This window comes from Stenotrophomonas sp. YJH_SMC_73 (assembly GCF_059370155.1).
The window spans coordinates 113512-129073 of the sequence record NZ_JCAFTJ010000013.1; the positions used below are offsets into that span (position 1 = coordinate 113512).

The following is a 15562-nucleotide window of genomic DNA, read 5'->3' on the forward strand; positions in this document are numbered from 1 at the left end:
GATCAGCGGGGACCTGCATGGCCGTGGCGTTGCTGGGGATCAAGGAGACCGCGCCGGGTGAACGGCGCGTGGCGTTGACACCGGAAACCGCGCGCAAGCTCGGTGCCCTCGGCATTACGGTCTGGTACGAGGCCGGCGCCGGGCTGGCCGCCGGCTTCACCGATGCCGCCTATGACGACGCCGGCGCACGTGTCTTCGACGCGGGCCGCTGGGCCGAGATCGATATCCTGCTGTGCGTGCAGGCACCTCCTGCGACGGTGCTGGAGCAGCTCAGGCCCGGTGCCAGCGTGGTTGGCCTGCTGGCACCGGCCAACGATCCGGCGCTGGCCGCGCTGGCGGCCGATGATCGCCTGCAGCTGTTCCCGCTGCAGCAGCTGCCGCGCACCACCCGCGCGCAGGCGATGGATGTACTCAGTTCGCAGGCCGGCATGGCCGGCTACAAGGCCGCGCTGATTGCCGCCGAACGCGCGCCGCGCTTCTTCCCGATGCTGACCACCGCCGCTGGCACCGTGCGACCGGCCAAGGTGCTGGTGATCGGTGCCGGCGTGGCGGGCCTGCAGGCCATCGCCACCGCGCGGCGCCTCGGTGCACAGGTGGAAGGTTTCGATGTGCGCCCGGAAACCCGCGAGCAGATCCAGTCACTGGGTGCGCGCTTCCTCGATCTTGGCGTGAGCGCGGCCGGTGAAGGCGGCTACGCGCGTGCGTTGACCGACGAGGAGCGCGCCGAGCAGCAGCGTCGGCTGGCCGACCACCTGCGCGGCGTGGACGTGGTGATCTGCACGGCTGCCGTACCCGGTCGGCCGGCGCCGACCATCGTGACCGCCGCGATGGTGGAGGGCATGGCCACCGGCAGCGTCATTGTCGATCTGGCGGCCGAGAGCGGCGGCAACTGTGCACTGACCCAGCCGGGGCACTGCATCGAACACCAGGGCGTGACCATCGATGGTCCGCTGGGCCTGGCCAGTCGCGGCGCGACCCAGGCCAGTGAGATGTATGCGCGCAACCTGCTCAACTTCGTTGCGCTGTTCGTGCGAGAGGGGCGGCTCGGTTTCGACTGGGACGACGAGCTGCTGGCAAAGACGCGCTGGCAGGCATGAATGACGTGGGGTCAGATCCCTTTGCCTCTGGCAAAGGGATCTGACCCCGATCTCCCGCAATCTGCCAGGGGGCGGATCCCTTTGCGTCAGCAACGGGCTCTGACCCCGTTCCCCGGGGCCTTACCGCGGCTTCGCCGGCGGCGGGTTGTCGCGCACCCAGTCCCGGCGCTGCTCCGGCGTCATCTGCGACCAGCGCTCGCGCAGCGCGTCGCGCTGTGCCGGCGGCATGTTGCGCATCTGCCCGAACAGGGCGCGTGCCTGTTCACGCTGTTCCGGGCTCATGTGCTCGAAGCGGCGCAGGCCGCGGCGGGCCTTGTCGCGCTCCTCCGGGCTCATCGATTGCCAGCGCTGGCCGTGCGAGAGCATGCGCTGGCGCTGGCCGGCATCAGCGCTGTTCCAACGGTCGCGCAGCGGCGCCAGCAGGGACTCTCGCTGGGATTCGCTCAATTGCTCCCACGCAGGCAATGGCGCGACCGGTGCGGCAGGGGCGGGCGTGGCGTTCTGCGCCAGCGCCGGAACGGCCGGCAGAAGCGCCAGGGTCAACAGCAGTGGCAGGGCAAGCAGTCGGGACATGATTTACTCCATCGCCAGGTCGGTATCGCCCAGCCACAGGTACAGATCTGGATTCTCGTCGTAGAGCGCGCCGTTGTCTTCCACTGAAGCAAGCACGGGGTCCGGCGGCGGACCCGCAAGCGTGCCATGGCCGGTGAACTGCAGGCCGATGCCCAGTGCAACCACCAGTGAGCAGGCGCTGGCCAGCCACCAGCGCCAGCGCCCACGATGGGTGGTGGCCGTGGCGCCGTGGCGAGCTTGGCGCAGCCGGGCCAGCGTTGCCGGCGACAGCGCCTGCAGCGACTGCGCGTGCAGGCGGCGCAGGGTGTCATCGGAAGGCAGGGAGCGGTTCACGGGTGGGTCTCCAGGTAGTCCTGCAGCGCCTGCCGGGCGCGTGCCAGATGGGTTTTTACCGCGCCTTCGCTGCAGCCCATGGCGCGGGCGGTGGTGGCCCCGTCCAGGTCCTGCAGCACGCGCAGGGTGAAGGCCTCGCGCTGGCGGGCGGGCAGGGTGCGCAACGCGTCCACCAGCTGCTGGTACTGCTGGCGCTGCTCATGTGCCTGTGCCGGGTCCGGGCCGGGATCGGCCCAGTCGATCTCGCCGCCTTCCGCGTCCTGGTTGTCGCGCCAGAACGGCAGGCGGAAGCGGCGCCGGCGCTGCAGGTCGATCACCCGGCGGCGCAGGATGCTCCAGAACAGCGGCGCCCATTCGGCGGCCGGCTTGTCGGTGTAATCCAGCATGCGCAGCAGCGCGTCCTGCACCGCATCCATGGCGTCTTCGCGCTGGCGCAGGCCGGCCTCGGCGAAGCGGAACGCACGCGGGCCGACGCTGGCCAGGAATGCCTCCAGCGATGCCGGCAGGGCATCGGTCTCGGCGCTCGGGGGGGCGGGGCTGCTCACCAGCACAGGGTACGGTTCCTCGCTCGGGGTCACCATCGACAACGCGTGAGCGGCGCTCCGGTTGACGCCGGGTGCGCGCCGGGTTCAGCCCATGGTTATGATGGGCCGACGAAGACAGAGCAGGAGCGTTGCCGGTGAGTGACGGGTTCGTAGCGCTGTACATCTTCATGCTGGCGGCCATCGCCGGCCACGTGATCATTTCGCGGGTGCCGGTGATCCTGCATACCCCGCTGATGTCGGGCTCCAACTTCATCCACGGCATCGTGCTGATCGGCGCGATGGTGGTACTGGGGCATGCGCAGACGCCGCTGGAGAAGGCACTGGGCTTCCTGGCCGTGGTGCTCGGCGCCGGCAATGCCGCCGGTGGCTACGTGGTCACCGCGCGCATGCTGGAAATGTTCAAGCCGAGCGCGCCCAGGGGCGGCAAGGACGAACCGAAGGAGCCGCAGGCTTGAACATCAGCACCGTCGAACTGCTCGACTGGCTGGTCAAGGCCAGCTACCTGGTCGCCGCTACGCTGTTCCTGCTCGGCCTGCAGCGCATGGCCTCGCCGCTGACCGCACGCAGCGGCATCCGCTGGGCCGGGCTGGGCATGCTGCTGGCCACCGCGGCCACCTTCTTCCTGCCCGAACTGCACAACGTGCCGTTGATCCTGGTGGCACTGCTGCTGGGTGCGGGCCTAGCCTGGTGGTCGGCCGGCAAGGTTGCCATCACCGACATGCCGCAGATGGTGGCGCTGTACAACGGCATGGGCGGCGGCTCGGCGGCGGCGATCGGCGCGGTGGAACTGCTGCGCTATGCCTTCCTGGCCCACCGCGATACCAGCCACTGGAGCGCGCAGGCGCTGGCCGACCTGGCCGCGCGCCAGCCGTCCGGCACGATGCTGCTGCTGGCGGTGGTCGGCGCGGCGATCGGCGCGGTGTCGCTGTCCGGCTCGGTGATCGCCTGGGCCAAGCTGGATGGACGGCTGGACAAGCGCGTGACCTGGCCCGGCCAGCAGGTGATGAACCTGCTGGTGGCGCTGGCGGTGGTGGTGCTGGCGATCATCGCGGCCAGTACGCTCAGTGCCTGGGCAATCGTCGCCTTCTTCGTGCTGGCACTGGCGCTGGGCGTGCTGATGACGCTGCCGATCGGCGGTGCCGACATGCCGGTGGTGATCTCGCTGTACAACGCGTTCACCGGCCTGGCAGTGTCGTTCGAAGGTTATGTGCTGGGCAACGAGGCGCTGATCATCGCCGGCATGATGGTCGGCGCGGCCGGCATCCTGCTGACCCGGCTGATGGCCAAGGCGATGAACCGGCCGATCCGCAACGTGCTGTTCTCCAACTTCGGCGGCGGTGCTGGTGGCGAAGCGCAGGCGATCAGCGGCGCGCAGAAGCCGATCGAAGCCCCGGATGTCGCGGCGATGATGGCCTACGCCGAACGCGTGGTGATCGTGCCTGGATACGGCATGGCCGTGGCCCAGGCCCAGCACAAGATCTGGGAACTGGCGCAGCGGCTGGGCCAGCGCGGGGTGAAGGTGAAGTTCGCCATCCACCCGGTCGCCGGGCGCATGCCCGGGCACATGAACGTACTGCTGGCCGAAGCGGGCGTGCCCTACGACCTGATCGCCGACATGGATGACATCAATCCGGAGTTCGCCAACACCGACGTGGTACTGGTGATCGGTGCCAACGACGTGGTCAATCCGGTCGCGCGTACTGATCCGGCCAGCCCGATCTACGGCATGCCGGTGCTGGACGTGGTCAACGCGCGCAACGTGGTGGTGATCAAGCGCGGCAAGGGCACCGGCTTCGCCGGTATCGAGAATGCGCTGTTCTACGCTGACAATACCCGCATGCTCTATGGCGACGGCGCCGAAGCGGCCGCCTCGCTGGTGAGCGAGCTGAAGGCGCTCGACGGCGGGCATTGAAGACCGGGGTCGGATCCCTTTCCGCAGGACAGGGCTCTGACCCCTTTCCCGGCCAGCGGCCGGCACTACCCCCATCCGCGCGTGGCGTGGATCTACGCGCTCAGCGCGCCAGCCAGGCGCCGACGACCACGGCCACGGCCAGCCACAGCCATTCCATCGCGCCATTGGCCAGGGTGATCAGGGTCCAGGCCAGGTGCGGGCCCATCCGCGTGGTGGCGTCCCACAGGTCCAGACCGATCGAGCCGCCCATCCAGGCGCTGGCGATGGCCCAGTTGGCCACGGCGGCCACCAGCAGAGTGCCGAGCACGACCAGGGCGATGCGCAACCGGCCCGGGCCCAGTGTGCCCAGGCGCAGCATGAACACCAGTTCCAGGGCGGACACTACCGCCATCCAGCCGACCTGTCGGCCGGTCATCAGCGCCAGGACCATCCAGGCGAGGGGAGCAACAAGCAGACCCAGCAACAGCATGAGGGACCAGAGCCAGGTGACGGTCCTGGCACGCGTGGCAATGGAGGACATCGAAGCTCCCTGAAGATCACCCACAGGATACTGTGGTTTGCCGCAGTGCACCGGCGGTGCCGGGGCGGCTGGGCTAGAATGCCGTCTTGCGTGGCCCCGGCCACGGCCCCATATCGGTCCCCATGTATTCCCGTAGCAGCGAACCTGTCCACTTCGAACGCGATTGCGAGGCCGTGATGGTCCCGCAGGGCGATACCGTGACCCTGCCCGCCGGCAGCTATGGGTACATCACCCAGGCGCTGGGCGGCAGCTATTCGGTGTTCGTCGAGGGCAACCTGTTCCGCATCGCCGGCAAGGACGGCGACGCCATCGGCAAGGAGGCGCCGGCACCGCTCGAGCTGCCGGCCGACGCCACCGATGAGCAGGTGGAACAACTGGTGTGGCAGCAGCTGCGCACCTGCTTCGACCCGGAGATTCCGGTCAACATCGTTGAACTGGGCCTGGTCTATGAAGTCGAGATCAAGCATCTGGACGAAGGCAAGCGCGAGATCGACGTGAAGATGACCCTGACCGCACCGGGCTGTGGCATGGGCGAGATCCTGGTCGACGACGTGCGCAGCAAGCTTGAAATGATCCCGACGGTGGCCGAGGCCGACGTCGACCTGGTGTTCGACCCGCCGTGGAACCAGCACATGATGTCCGAGGCGGCGCGGCTCGAGACCGGCATGCTTTGACCCAGGGCCCGCAGTGACGCGGGCCCGGCACTACCCGCAACCAGAACAGGAATCCTCCGGTGTCCCAGTCCATTCCCAGCTTCGCCGTCACCCGTTCGGACCACCCGCGCAGCGCTGAAGAGCGCGCCAAGATCCTGGAGAAGCCGGGCTTTGGCCTGCACTTCACCGATCACATGGTGGAAGTTCGCTGGGACAAGGATGCCGGCTGGCACAACGCCAGCGTGCGTGCCTACGGCCCGCTGCAGCTGGACCCGGCCGCGGCCGTGCTGCACTACGGCCAGGAGATCTTCGAAGGCATCAAGGCCTACCGTCATGCTGACGGCTCGATCTGGACCTTCCGCCCGGATGCCAACGGCCGTCGCCTGCAGCGTTCGGCGCAGCGCCTGGCGCTGCCGGAACTGCCGGTGGAGATCTTCGTCGAATCGCTGAAGCAGCTGATCGCCGTCGACAGCGAGTGGGTGCCGTCGGCCGACGAGTCGAGCCTGTACTTCCGCCCGTTCATGATCGGCGACGAAGCCTTCCTCGGCGTGCGCGGCGCGCACAAGGCCGGCTACTACGTCATCGCCAGCCCGGCCGGCCCGTACTTTGCCAAGGGCGTGGCCCCGGTGTCGATCTGGCTGTCCACCGAATACGCGCGCGCGGCCAAGGGCGGCACCGGCGCCGCCAAGTGCGGTGGCAACTACGCCGCCTCGCTGCTGCCGCAGCAGAAGGCGCAGGCGCAGGGCTGCTCGCAGGTGCTGTTCCTGGACCCGGTCGAAGGCAGGTACCTGGAAGAACTGGGCGGCATGAACGTGTTCCTGGTCTACAAGGACGGCACGCTGGTCACCCCGGAACTGTCCGGCAGCATCCTCGAGGGCATCACCCGCGAGAGCATCCTGCAGCTGGCGCGCGACCGTGGCATGAAGGTCGAAGAGCGCAAGGTCAGCATCGACGAGTGGAAGGACGGCGTGGCCTCCGGTGCGATCAGCGAAGTGTTTGCCTGTGGCACTGCGGCGGTGGTCACCCCGATCGGCCAGCTGAAGGGCGAGGGTTTCTCGGTGGGCGACATCAACGCGCCGGCCGGCGAAGTGACCATGTCGCTGCGCAAGGAACTGACCGACATCCAGTACGGCCGCCTGCCGGACCGGCACAACTGGCTGGTCAAGCTGGGCTGATCGCCCGCACCGGGTTGTAGACCCGAGCGCGCGCTCGGCTGCGTTGTTCCTGGAAAGCCCGTCCCTGTGACGGGCTTTCTGCGTTGTGGACAGGTGGGTGGGGTCAGATCCCTTTTCCGTGGGAAAAGGGATCTGACCCCACCCACTCCGACCCCGAATCGGCGGATGCCGATGTCGGCAAAGTCATCGCAGGACAGGTGATGACCCAGTCAGGTGTGTGCAGGAGATGAGAAAGTTCCTTCACCTTCACAAACCCTCGACCCGGGAAGTCTCAGAACGAACATTTCATCTTGCTGAAAAGACGCTGAAAATCTTGTGGTGTCCGGTTTTGGTCATTAGCGTCATCTGCACGGCGGATCGATAGGGGGATCCGCTGACTCGCCGGACTTCGAACCTCGCCAACGCAAGCCAGCCCATGGTTCGGGCCGGTGCTTCTGCCGATTCCGGCATTCACACCACTAGAAAGGGAAATACGATGTCCCAGGTAACGCAACCGCGTGTGCGTCGAGTGTGGGTGGTCCTTGGTGCGTCCGTTCTGTCATCGCTGCTGCTGGCCACGCCTGCGCTGGCCGGTGACGTCCAGCTCAGCGGCCTGCAGTCCGCGCCGACGCACCAGCGCTTCATCGTGAAGTACCGCGACGGTAGTGCGCCGGTGGCCAACACCACCGCACTGGCCTCTTCGCTGAAGAGTGCCGCCGCCGGCCTGGCCAGCAGCCAGGGCCGTGCGCTGGGCCTGCAGCAGGTCCGCAAGCTGGCCGTCGGCCCGACCCTGGTCAGGACCGACCGCCCGCTTGACCAGGCTGAATCCGAGCTGCTGATGCGCAAGCTGGCCGCCGACCCGAACGTGGAATACGTCGAAGTCGACCAGATCATGCGTGCGACGCTGACCCCGAATGACACCCGCTTCAGCGAACAGTGGGGCTTTGGTACCTCCAACGCGTCGATCAACGTGCGGCCGGCCTGGGACAAGGCCACCGGCACCGGCGTGGTGGTGGCCGTGATCGATACCGGCATCACCAACCATCCCGATCTCAACGCCAACATCCTGCCCGGCTATGACTTCATCAGCGATGCCGCGATGGCGCGCGATGGCGGTGGCCGCGACAGCAACCCGAACGACGAGGGCGACTGGTATGGCGCCAACGAGTGCGGCTCGGGCATCCCGGCGTCCAACTCCAGCTGGCACGGCACCCACGTCGCCGGCACCGTGGCGGCGGTGACCAACAACAGCACCGGCGTGGCCGGCACGGCGTTCAACGCCAAGGTCGTCCCGGTGCGCGTGCTCGGCAAGTGCGGCGGCTATACCTCCGACATCGCCGATGCGATCGTGTGGGCCTCCGGCGGCACCGTCAGTGGCGTGCCGGCCAATGCCAATCCGGCGGAAGTCATCAACATGTCGCTGGGCGGCGGCGGCACCTGCTCGGCCACCTACCAGAACGCGATCAACGGCGCGGTCAGCCGCGGCACCACCGTGGTGGTCGCCGCCGGCAACAGCAACACCAACGTGTCCTCGTCGGTGCCGGCCAACTGCGCGAACGTGATCGCGGTGGCGGCCACGACCTCGGCCGGTGCGCGGGCCAGCTTCTCCAACTATGGTGCCGGCATCGACATTTCCGGCCCGGGCCAGAGCATCCTGTCCACCCTCAACACCGGCACCACCACGCCGGGCAGCGCCAGCTACGCGTCCTACAACGGCACCTCGATGGCGGCGCCGCATGTGGCCGGTGTGGTGGCCCTGATGCAGTCGGTGGCGCCGAGCCCGCTGAGCCCGGCACAGGTCGAGAGCATCATCAAGAGCACCGCACGCCCGCTGCCGGGCGCCTGCTCGGGGGGCTGCGGCGCCGGCATCGTCGACGCCAACGCGGCCGTGGATGCGGCGATCAATGGCGGTGGCCCGAACCCGGGCGGCAACGTGCTGCAGAACAACGTGCCGGTGACCGGCCTGGGCGCCGCGACCGGTGCCGAGCTGAACTACACCGTCGCCGTTCCGGCCGGCAGCACCCAGCTGCGCGTGGCAATCAGTGGCGGCAGCGGTGATGCCGACCTGTACGTGCGCCAGGGCAGTGCCCCGACCGATACCACCTACACCTGCCGTCCGTACCTGAGCGGCAACAGCGAGACCTGCACCGTCAACAGCCCTGCCGCCGGCACCTGGTATGTGCGGGTGAAGGCGTACAGCACCTTCTCGGGCCTGACCCTCAGCGCCCAGTACTGAGCCCAAGTCCCTCTCCAAGGGCACGCCCTGGCTTCGGCCGGGGCGTTTTTGTCCGGGTGGGTGCCGACCTCGGCCGGCACGCTGTTCCTCAGACCGACTCGAAACGGTTAGCCGCCACGTTCTTGCGCACGTGCTGCGGGTCGAAGATCCGCCCGTTCATCGCGATGTACACGCCGCTCGGCAGCGACTGCACCGCACCGATCGCACAACCGATGTTGAACTCCGCATCCGAGCCGCGGAAGCGTGCCGGGCTCAGCGCACCGGTCATCACGATGGTCTTGTCCGGGATCGTCGCCAGCACCTTGCCTGTCTGCACCATCGAATCGGTGCCGTGGGTCACCAGCACGTGCCGGGTGGGCTGCGCGGCGATGGTGGCGCGGATCAGCTCGCGGTCTTCGTCGTTGATGTGCAGCGAATCCTTGCGCAGGATCGGAATCACGTTGAAGCGGAACGTCACGCCCAGCTCGCGCAGGATCATGCCGATCTGCGGATCGCCGATCTGGTAGTCCGACTTGTCGTCGAAGTAGATCTTGTCGATCGTGCCACCGGTGGTGACGACCAGGAGCTCTTCCATCATGTGCATGCGCGAAACCAGGACAGGGACTGCGGCGCGGGGCCAGGAATGCAGATGATAAGGCCCTGGGCGCGCAGCGTCAGCGCCGCTTGCCGAAGCGGGCGCGCAGGCCGGGCAGGCTGGCGCTGAAGATCACCAGCAGCGCCAGCGCGATCTCGATCAGCGCCAGCCAGCGCGTCTCCGGGTGGCTCCAGGCGCTCATCACGCCGTGGCTGAACCAGCCCAGCGCCAGCACCGAGGCCCAGAAGCCGGCCTTGCGCCAGCCCAGGCGCACGGCGATGGCCAGCGCCAGCGGTGGCGCGGTGAACACCAGCTGGGTGGCCAGCCAGTGCCTGTCATTGATGAACCAGCCTGCGAACAGCGCGGCCAGCCCCATCAGGGCCAACAGCAGGACCGTGCGCGGCGCGCGGTTCATCGGGCCAACCGCTGCGCGATGTCGGCCACCCGGCGCCCCAGCGCGCGCGCCAGCACCGCTTCGTCGTCGGTCGGCTGCGGATCGTCGGCGGCACCGGCCACGTGGCTGGCGCCATAGGGCGTGCCGCCACTGGTGGTGTGGCTCAGCGCCGGTTCGGTGAACGGGATGCCGACGATCACGCAGCCGTGGTGCAGCAGTGGCACCTGCATCGACAGCAGGGTCGATTCCTGGCCGCCGTGCATCGAGGCGGTGGACGTGAACACGCCGGCCGGCTTGCCGGACAGGGTGCCATTGACCCATTCGGCGCCCAGCCCATCCAGGAAGTGCTTGACCGGCGCGGCCATGTTGCCGAAGCGGGTGGGGCTGCCGAGCAGCAGGCCCTGGCAGTCGACCAGGTCCTGCACGCTCACGTAGGGGGCGCCATCGTCGGGTACCGGTGGCTGCGCGGTCTGGGTCACGGCGGCCACCGGCGGCACCGTGCGCAGGCGCGCGGTCATGCCCGGCACTTCGCCGATGCCCCGCGCGATCTGGCGCGCCAGCCGTGCCACCGAACCGCCCCGGCTGTAGTACAGCACCAGAATCTCGCCCATCGTGCCCGCTTCTCCTCGTCGTGTGGCTACCAGTATGGCTATCCTGCCAGCATTCCGCATCGGGTACCCTTCCACCGATGGAACCTTTGGATACGCTCAACCTGTGGATGGAGCGCGCGCGGGATCGCGCACGGGCCATCAGTTTCGGCCGCTTCCTGTGGCATCGCTTCCTCGACGACCGCCTGTTCCAGGCAGCGGCGGCGCTGGCCTACACCACGGTGTTCGCGCTGGTACCGCTGGCGATCGTGGTATTCGGTGTGCTGTCGGCCTTCCCCGTCTTCGACCGCTGGAGCGATCAGCTCAGCGACTACGTATTCTCCAACTTCGTGCCCTCCGCGGCGCGTGCGGCCGAGGGCTACCTGCGGCAGTTCTCGGCCAGTGCCGGCCAGCTGACGGCGGCCGGCTTCATCGCACTGGTGGCCTCACTGCTGATCACGCTCAACAGTGTGGAAGAGACCTTCAACCAGATCTGGCGGGTCGGCTCGACCCGGCCCAAGCTGACCCGCTTCCTGGTCTACTGGACCGTGCTGACCTTGGGCGCGATGCTCGCCGCCGCATCGCTTGCGGTATCGGCGCGGGTGTTCGCGATGCCGTTGTTCGGTACCCAGGAGGGCCGTTGGTTGGCCGAGCTGGCGCTGCGGCTGGCGCCGATCCTGATCGAGTTCGTCTGCATCACGCTGATGTTCCGGGTGGTGCCGCACCACACGGTGAAATGGCGGCATGCCGTGCCCGGCGCGATCCTGGCGGCGGTCATCCTGGAACTGGTGAAGTGGGGCATCGGTGCCTATCTGGGCAGCTTCCAGTCCTACCAGAAACTGTATGGCACGGTGGCGTTCGTGCCGATCCTGCTGCTGTGGATCTACCTGTGCTGGGTGGCGGTGCTGCTGGGGGCGTCGCTGGCTTCTTCGATGGCCGCCTTCCGCTACCAGCCGGTGGAACTGCGCCTGCCGCAGGGGTATGAGTTCTATGGACTGCTGCGCCTGCTTGGCCGCTTCCAGCATGCACGGGCCAAGGGCAAGGGCCTGGCCGATGACGAGATCCTGCGGCTGGAGCCGATGCTGACCGATTCACTGCTGCAGGACCTGATCTGCAACCTGCAGGAGATCGACCTGCTGCGCCGCGACGAGCGGGGCGAGTGGCTGCTGTCGCGTGACCTGGACCAGGTCAGCCTGGCCGATCTGTACGAGTGTACCCAGCTGCGCATCCCGGTGGCCGAGCAGCACCTGCCGTACCGTGATGACAGCCTGGGCCGTGCCGCACTGGCGGCGCTGGACGATCTGCGGCTGCCCCTGCGCGAACGCCTGAAGCGCAAGGTCAGTGATATCTATACCGACTCTGGAGACATGCCATGACCCGCAAGACGCCGTTGCCGCTGCTGCTCCCGTTGACCCTGCTGCTGGCCCTGGCGGCCTGCAAGCCGGCCCAGGAGCCGACACCGGCCAGCAGCCAGCCGCCGGCACAGGCGCCGACGCCGACCACTCCGGCACCGGTCGATGAAACCCCGGCCGAGCGCACCACTGCCGAATTCCCGACCTTGAAGATGAAGGCGGTGGATGGCAGCGACTACGATCTGGCCGCGCATCGTGGCAAGTGGGTGGTGGTGAACTTCTGGGCGACCTGGTGCGCCCCGTGCCGCAAGGAGATGCCCGAGCTGTCGGCGCTGCATGCGATGCGCAGCAACATCGAGGTGGTCGGCCTGGCCTACGAGGACATCGAAGTGCCGGAAATGCAGTCGTTCCTGACCAAGCATCCGGTGACCTATCCGATCGTGATCGTGGACCCGTTCGATCCGCCGGCCGACTTCGCCACGCCGCGAGGCCTGCCGTTGACGCATCTGCTGGATCCGCAGGGCAAGCTGGCCCACACCTTCCTTGGCCCGGTGACCGCCGCCGACATCGAAAAGCAGATCGCGGCCGCCAAGTAGTGGGTGGGTCGGCAGGGCCTGCGGCCCTGCACCTCGGTACGCGCCATCGCATGCGCGCTGCCGCTCCCACGCTTCGCTGCGCGAACCGCGGGCCCCACTTACCAACACCCAAACCCCCGCCGCTTCGCGGCCGCCCCCTGGCTCAGGGGGGGCTCTGCCCCAGACACGATCCGACGCCCGCCAGGCCAATGGGATTGCCGATGGGGTCAGATCCGCTTTCCGCAGGAAAACGGATCTGACCCCGGTTCCATTTCGATATCTGACAGATGTGTCGACCAAGGTCGACACCTACCAACAGCCGCAGGGATCTGTCAGAGGCGGGGCGGTGTGGGTGGGCAGGACCGTTGGCGCCATGGATGGCGCCATCGAGCCCCCAGGGACGGGTTTACGGCGTGTCCTGCCCACCCACACCGCCCCGCCATCCCGCGGATGCCCGCTGTTGCCGTTGCCGTTGCTGTTGCGTTGAGCAGGTGCAGGGTGCAACCCTGCCGCCCCCCTTATCCCTCGACCGGGAAGTCCTCGATCGGCTTCAGCACATCGTAGTGCTCGCGATGCAGCTTGCCCTTCAGCTTCGGCAGCTCCGGCAACGGCGCATCCACCCGTGTGTCCGGCAACCGGTCCAGCAGGTTGCGCACCAGGGTCAGTCGCCCCAGCCGCTGGTCGTTGAAATCCACCAGCGTCCACGGCGCCGCCTCGCGATGCGTCGCGCGCAGCATCGCCTCGCGGGCTTCGGTATAGGCGCTGTACTTGCTGCGCGATTTCAGGTCGACCGGGGACAGCTTCCAGCCCTTCAGCGGATCGAGGTGGCGTTCGGCGAAGCGCTTCTCCTGCTGCTCCTGGTCCACGCACAGCCAGTACTTGAACAGCAGGATGCCGTCATCCACCAGCAGCTGCTCGAACACCGGTGCCTGGCGCAGGAACTGCTGGTACTCGGTTTCGCTGCAATAGCCCATCACCCGCTCGACGCCTGCGCGGTTGTACCAGCTGCGGTCCATCAGCACGATCTCGCCGGCGGCGGGAAGATGCGAGGCATAGCGCTGGAAATACCACTGCGTGGCTTCGCGGTCGGTAGGCTTGGGCAGTGCTACCACCCGGCATTGGCGTGGATTGAGATGCTGGCTGATGGCCTGGATCGCGCCGCCCTTGCCTGCCGTATCCCGTCCCTCGAACAGCACCAGCAGGCGTTGCCCGCTGAGCTGCACCCAGCGCGCCATCGCGGTCAGTTCCAGCTGCAGCGGCAGCAGCAGTTCGTCGTAGTCCTTGCGCTTGAGCTTGGCCATCGTCACACCACGCGGGGAGGAAGCCCGAGCGTAACGCAGGGGTCGCTCAGGTGTTGTCGACACCTTGCCAGCCGTGTTCACCGGCAAGCCGCTGCAGCAGGGCCGACAGGTCGCGGGCAAACCCGGCCATGTCGAACAGGCCACTGCGTTCGCGCGCCTGCGCCAGCTCGGCGCGAAGCGAGGCCAGTGCTGCGGGGTCATTGCCCAGTGCGCTGGCGGTGGCGATGAACGCCGCATCATCGGCGACATTCATCCGGGCCAGCCCCAGATGGTGGTTGAGGCTGCCGGCCACGCGCGCGGCGAAGGTGTCGCCCGGGCAGGTCAGCACCGGGCAGCCGGCCCACAGTGCATCGGAGGCGGTGGTGTGCGCGTTGTACGGATGCGTGTCGAGGAACAGGTCGGCCAGTGGGTAGCGGGCCAGGTACTGCGGATGCGGCAGCTTGGCCATGAACACCAGCCGCGCCGGGTCCAGGCTGGCAGCCTGCGCGGCGGTGCGCAGGCGGGCGTCGGCCTGGCCGGGGCCGGACAGCAGCCACAGCACGCTGCCGGGCACGGCCTGCAACACTGCGAAGGCGCGGCCCATGCTGCGCGGGTTGAGCTTGTAGCTGTTGTTGAAGCAGCAGAACACCACGCCGTGCTCGGGCAGCCCGCACTCGGCGCGGGACGGCGACGGCTCCAGCGTGCGGGTGTTGTCCGAGGGCTGGAAGGCCCGCGGAAGGCGCAGGACGCGTTCGCTGAAGTGCGGTTCCAGCGCTGCCGGCAGTACGAATTCGTCGGCGACCACGGCGTCCAGCCATCGCGCGCCCGAGGTGCCGGGGTAGGCCAGCCAGTTCAGCTGCAGCGGGGCCGGGCGCATCGCCAGCACTTCGGGCGTGCCGCCGCCGCCCCAGCCGCGCAGGTCGAACAGCAGGTCGATGCCCTGTGCGCGGATGCGGGCCGCGATGTCGGCATGCCGCAGTGCGGCCACCTCATGCAGCCGGGTCGCGGACTGCAGGCGTTCGCGGATGCCGCTGCCATCGGCGCGGTTCAGCGCGAACAGGTGCAGCTGCAACGCCGGGTCATGACGCAGGTGTTCGAGCAGGGCCACGGTCAGCAGCCCGGTGGGATGGGCGCCGAAGCCATTGGAAAGGAAGCCGACGCGCAACGGGCCGCGCGCGCGTACCGTCACTGCCGGCAAGGGCCGGACCGAGGCGGCGATCAGTGCGGCGCGCGCACGTGCACAGGCCAACTGCTCGCCCGCGCTGGCGTCTTCGCTGAGGAAGGCGAAGGGTTCCACCGCACCGTGGCCGGCGGCGAGCGCGGCGCGTACCTGCGCAGCCAGCGTGTCCACGTCCTGCCAGTCGCACAGGCGGCGCTGCCATGCCAGGCGCTGCCCGGCGATGTAGGGTTCATCCGGCATCAGCGCATGCGCGCGGCGATAGGCCGCTGCTGCGCCTTCGGCATCGTCGGCGTCTTCCAGCGCATGGCCCAGCCACAGCGCGATGCCCGGGTGCTGCGGGGCCAATGCCGAGGCCTGGCCAAGCAGCTTCGCCGCGTCGGCGTGCGCGCCGGCCATCCAGGCCACGCGGCCCAGGCGCGCCAGGGCCTCGGGGTGGTTCGGGCGCAGCTGCAGCGCGCGTCGTGCCGCCTGCTCGCCGGCGGCGATGTCGCCGGCTTCCAGTTCCAGGTCGGCCAGCATCACCCAGGCGACGAAATCGCCGGGCTGGCGTGCGATCGCCTGCTGCAGGTGCTGTCGCTGCTGCCAGGCCGACATCGT

At 68.3% G+C, this 15562-nt stretch carries 17 protein-coding genes; 8 read left to right on the top strand and 9 right to left on the bottom strand.

Going from position 1 to position 15562, the window contains the following annotated elements; genetic code table 11:
• Nucleotides 1-17 precede the first annotated feature (17 nt).
• The gene (locus AC5P8R_RS18745) at nt 18-1097 is read left to right on the top strand and encodes an NAD(P) transhydrogenase subunit alpha (protein ID WP_014646014.1); all 1080 of its coding nucleotides are present in this window, start codon (nt 18-20) and stop codon (nt 1095-1097) included.
• Nucleotides 1098-1217: 120 nt separating this feature from the next.
• Here AC5P8R_RS18745 and AC5P8R_RS18750 read toward each other — a convergent pair whose 3' ends face one another.
• Genes AC5P8R_RS18750 through AC5P8R_RS18760 form a run of 3 tightly spaced genes read right to left on the bottom strand, consistent with a single transcriptional unit; the run spans nt 1218 to nt 2584 of the window.
• Nucleotides 1218-1670, bottom strand: a complete 453-nt coding sequence (locus AC5P8R_RS18750) for a DUF3106 domain-containing protein (protein WP_014646015.1) — start codon at nt 1668-1670, stop codon at nt 1218-1220.
• 3 nt (nt 1671-1673) lie between these two features.
• Nucleotides 1674-2003, bottom strand: a complete 330-nt coding sequence (locus AC5P8R_RS18755) for a membrane protein (protein WP_032956964.1) — start codon at nt 2001-2003, stop codon at nt 1674-1676.
• A complete protein-coding gene (locus AC5P8R_RS18760; protein WP_080052964.1) occupies nt 2000-2584 on the bottom strand; it encodes an RNA polymerase sigma factor in 585 nt (194 codons plus the stop codon). Before AC5P8R_RS18760 ends, AC5P8R_RS18755 begins: the two co-directional genes overlap by 4 nt.
• 98 nt (nt 2585-2682) lie before the next feature.
• Between AC5P8R_RS18760 and AC5P8R_RS18765 the strand changes: the two genes are divergently transcribed.
• Together AC5P8R_RS18765 and AC5P8R_RS18770 are read left to right on the top strand one after the other, a co-directional pair.
• On the top strand, nt 2683-3003 hold the full coding sequence (locus tag AC5P8R_RS18765) for an NAD(P) transhydrogenase subunit alpha part 2 (RefSeq protein WP_014646018.1): 321 nt from the start codon (nt 2683-2685) through the stop codon (nt 3001-3003).
• Nucleotides 3000-4460, top strand: a complete 1461-nt coding sequence (locus AC5P8R_RS18770; RefSeq protein ID WP_014646019.1) for an NAD(P)(+) transhydrogenase (Re/Si-specific) subunit beta — start codon at nt 3000-3002, stop codon at nt 4458-4460. The genes AC5P8R_RS18765 and AC5P8R_RS18770 overlap by 4 nt, the downstream gene beginning before the upstream one ends.
• A gap of 100 nt (nt 4461-4560) precedes the next feature.
• Here AC5P8R_RS18770 and AC5P8R_RS18775 read toward each other — a convergent pair whose 3' ends face one another.
• Nucleotides 4561-4980: a hypothetical protein gene (locus AC5P8R_RS18775; protein WP_041863078.1), complete on the bottom strand. Its 420-nt coding sequence runs from the start codon at nt 4978-4980 to the stop codon at nt 4561-4563.
• 122 nt (nt 4981-5102) lie between these two features.
• Here AC5P8R_RS18775 and sufT point away from each other — a divergent pair, with 122 nt between their 5' ends.
• The 3 genes from sufT (at nt 5103) to AC5P8R_RS18790 (ending at nt 9023) form a co-directional block, all read left to right on the top strand.
• Nucleotides 5103-5654 (top strand): putative Fe-S cluster assembly protein SufT, encoded by a 552-nt coding sequence (sufT, locus tag AC5P8R_RS18780; RefSeq protein WP_005415385.1) that lies wholly within the window; start codon nt 5103-5105, stop codon nt 5652-5654.
• Nucleotides 5655-5713: 59 nt separating this feature from the next.
• On the top strand, nt 5714-6808 hold the full coding sequence (locus tag AC5P8R_RS18785) for a branched-chain amino acid aminotransferase (protein ID WP_049440133.1): 1095 nt from the start codon (nt 5714-5716) through the stop codon (nt 6806-6808).
• 475 nt (nt 6809-7283) lie between these two features.
• Entirely contained in the window at nt 7284-9023 is a 1740-nt protein-coding gene (locus AC5P8R_RS18790) for a S8 family serine peptidase (protein WP_041863080.1), read from the top strand.
• A gap of 88 nt (nt 9024-9111) precedes the next feature.
• Here the strand turns inward: AC5P8R_RS18790 and AC5P8R_RS18795 are convergent, their stop codons facing one another.
• The 3 genes from AC5P8R_RS18795 to wrbA all read right to left on the bottom strand — a co-directional run bounded on the left by AC5P8R_RS18795 (nt 9112) and on the right by wrbA (nt 10602).
• Entirely contained in the window at nt 9112-9597 is a 486-nt protein-coding gene (locus tag AC5P8R_RS18795; RefSeq protein ID WP_010481766.1) for an asparaginase domain-containing protein, read from the bottom strand.
• A 79-nt stretch (nt 9598-9676) separates the two neighbouring features.
• On the bottom strand, nt 9677-10012 hold the full coding sequence (locus AC5P8R_RS18800; protein WP_014646024.1) for a DUF2069 domain-containing protein: 336 nt from the start codon (nt 10010-10012) through the stop codon (nt 9677-9679).
• On the bottom strand, nt 10009-10602 hold the full coding sequence (wrbA, locus tag AC5P8R_RS18805; protein ID WP_014646025.1) for an NAD(P)H:quinone oxidoreductase: 594 nt from the start codon (nt 10600-10602) through the stop codon (nt 10009-10011). The genes AC5P8R_RS18800 and wrbA overlap by 4 nt, the downstream gene beginning before the upstream one ends.
• Before the next feature lie 77 nt (nt 10603-10679).
• Between wrbA and AC5P8R_RS18810 the strand changes: the two genes are divergently transcribed.
• A complete protein-coding gene (locus tag AC5P8R_RS18810; protein WP_032956948.1) occupies nt 10680-11954 on the top strand; it encodes a YihY family inner membrane protein in 1275 nt (424 codons plus the stop codon).
• Entirely contained in the window at nt 11951-12526 is a 576-nt protein-coding gene (locus tag AC5P8R_RS18815) for a TlpA family protein disulfide reductase (protein WP_014646027.1), read from the top strand. The genes AC5P8R_RS18810 and AC5P8R_RS18815 overlap by 4 nt, the downstream gene beginning before the upstream one ends.
• A 497-nt stretch (nt 12527-13023) precedes the next feature.
• Here AC5P8R_RS18815 and ppk2 read toward each other — a convergent pair whose 3' ends face one another.
• Nucleotides 13024-13806: a polyphosphate kinase 2 gene (gene ppk2 / locus AC5P8R_RS18820; RefSeq protein ID WP_169411771.1), complete on the bottom strand. Its 783-nt coding sequence runs from the start codon at nt 13804-13806 to the stop codon at nt 13024-13026.
• Nucleotides 13807-13852: 46 nt separating this feature from the next.
• Nucleotides 13853-15559: an O-linked N-acetylglucosamine transferase, SPINDLY family protein gene (locus AC5P8R_RS18825; RefSeq protein WP_495223722.1), complete on the bottom strand. Its 1707-nt coding sequence runs from the start codon at nt 15557-15559 to the stop codon at nt 13853-13855.
• Nucleotides 15560-15562 lie beyond the last annotated feature (3 nt).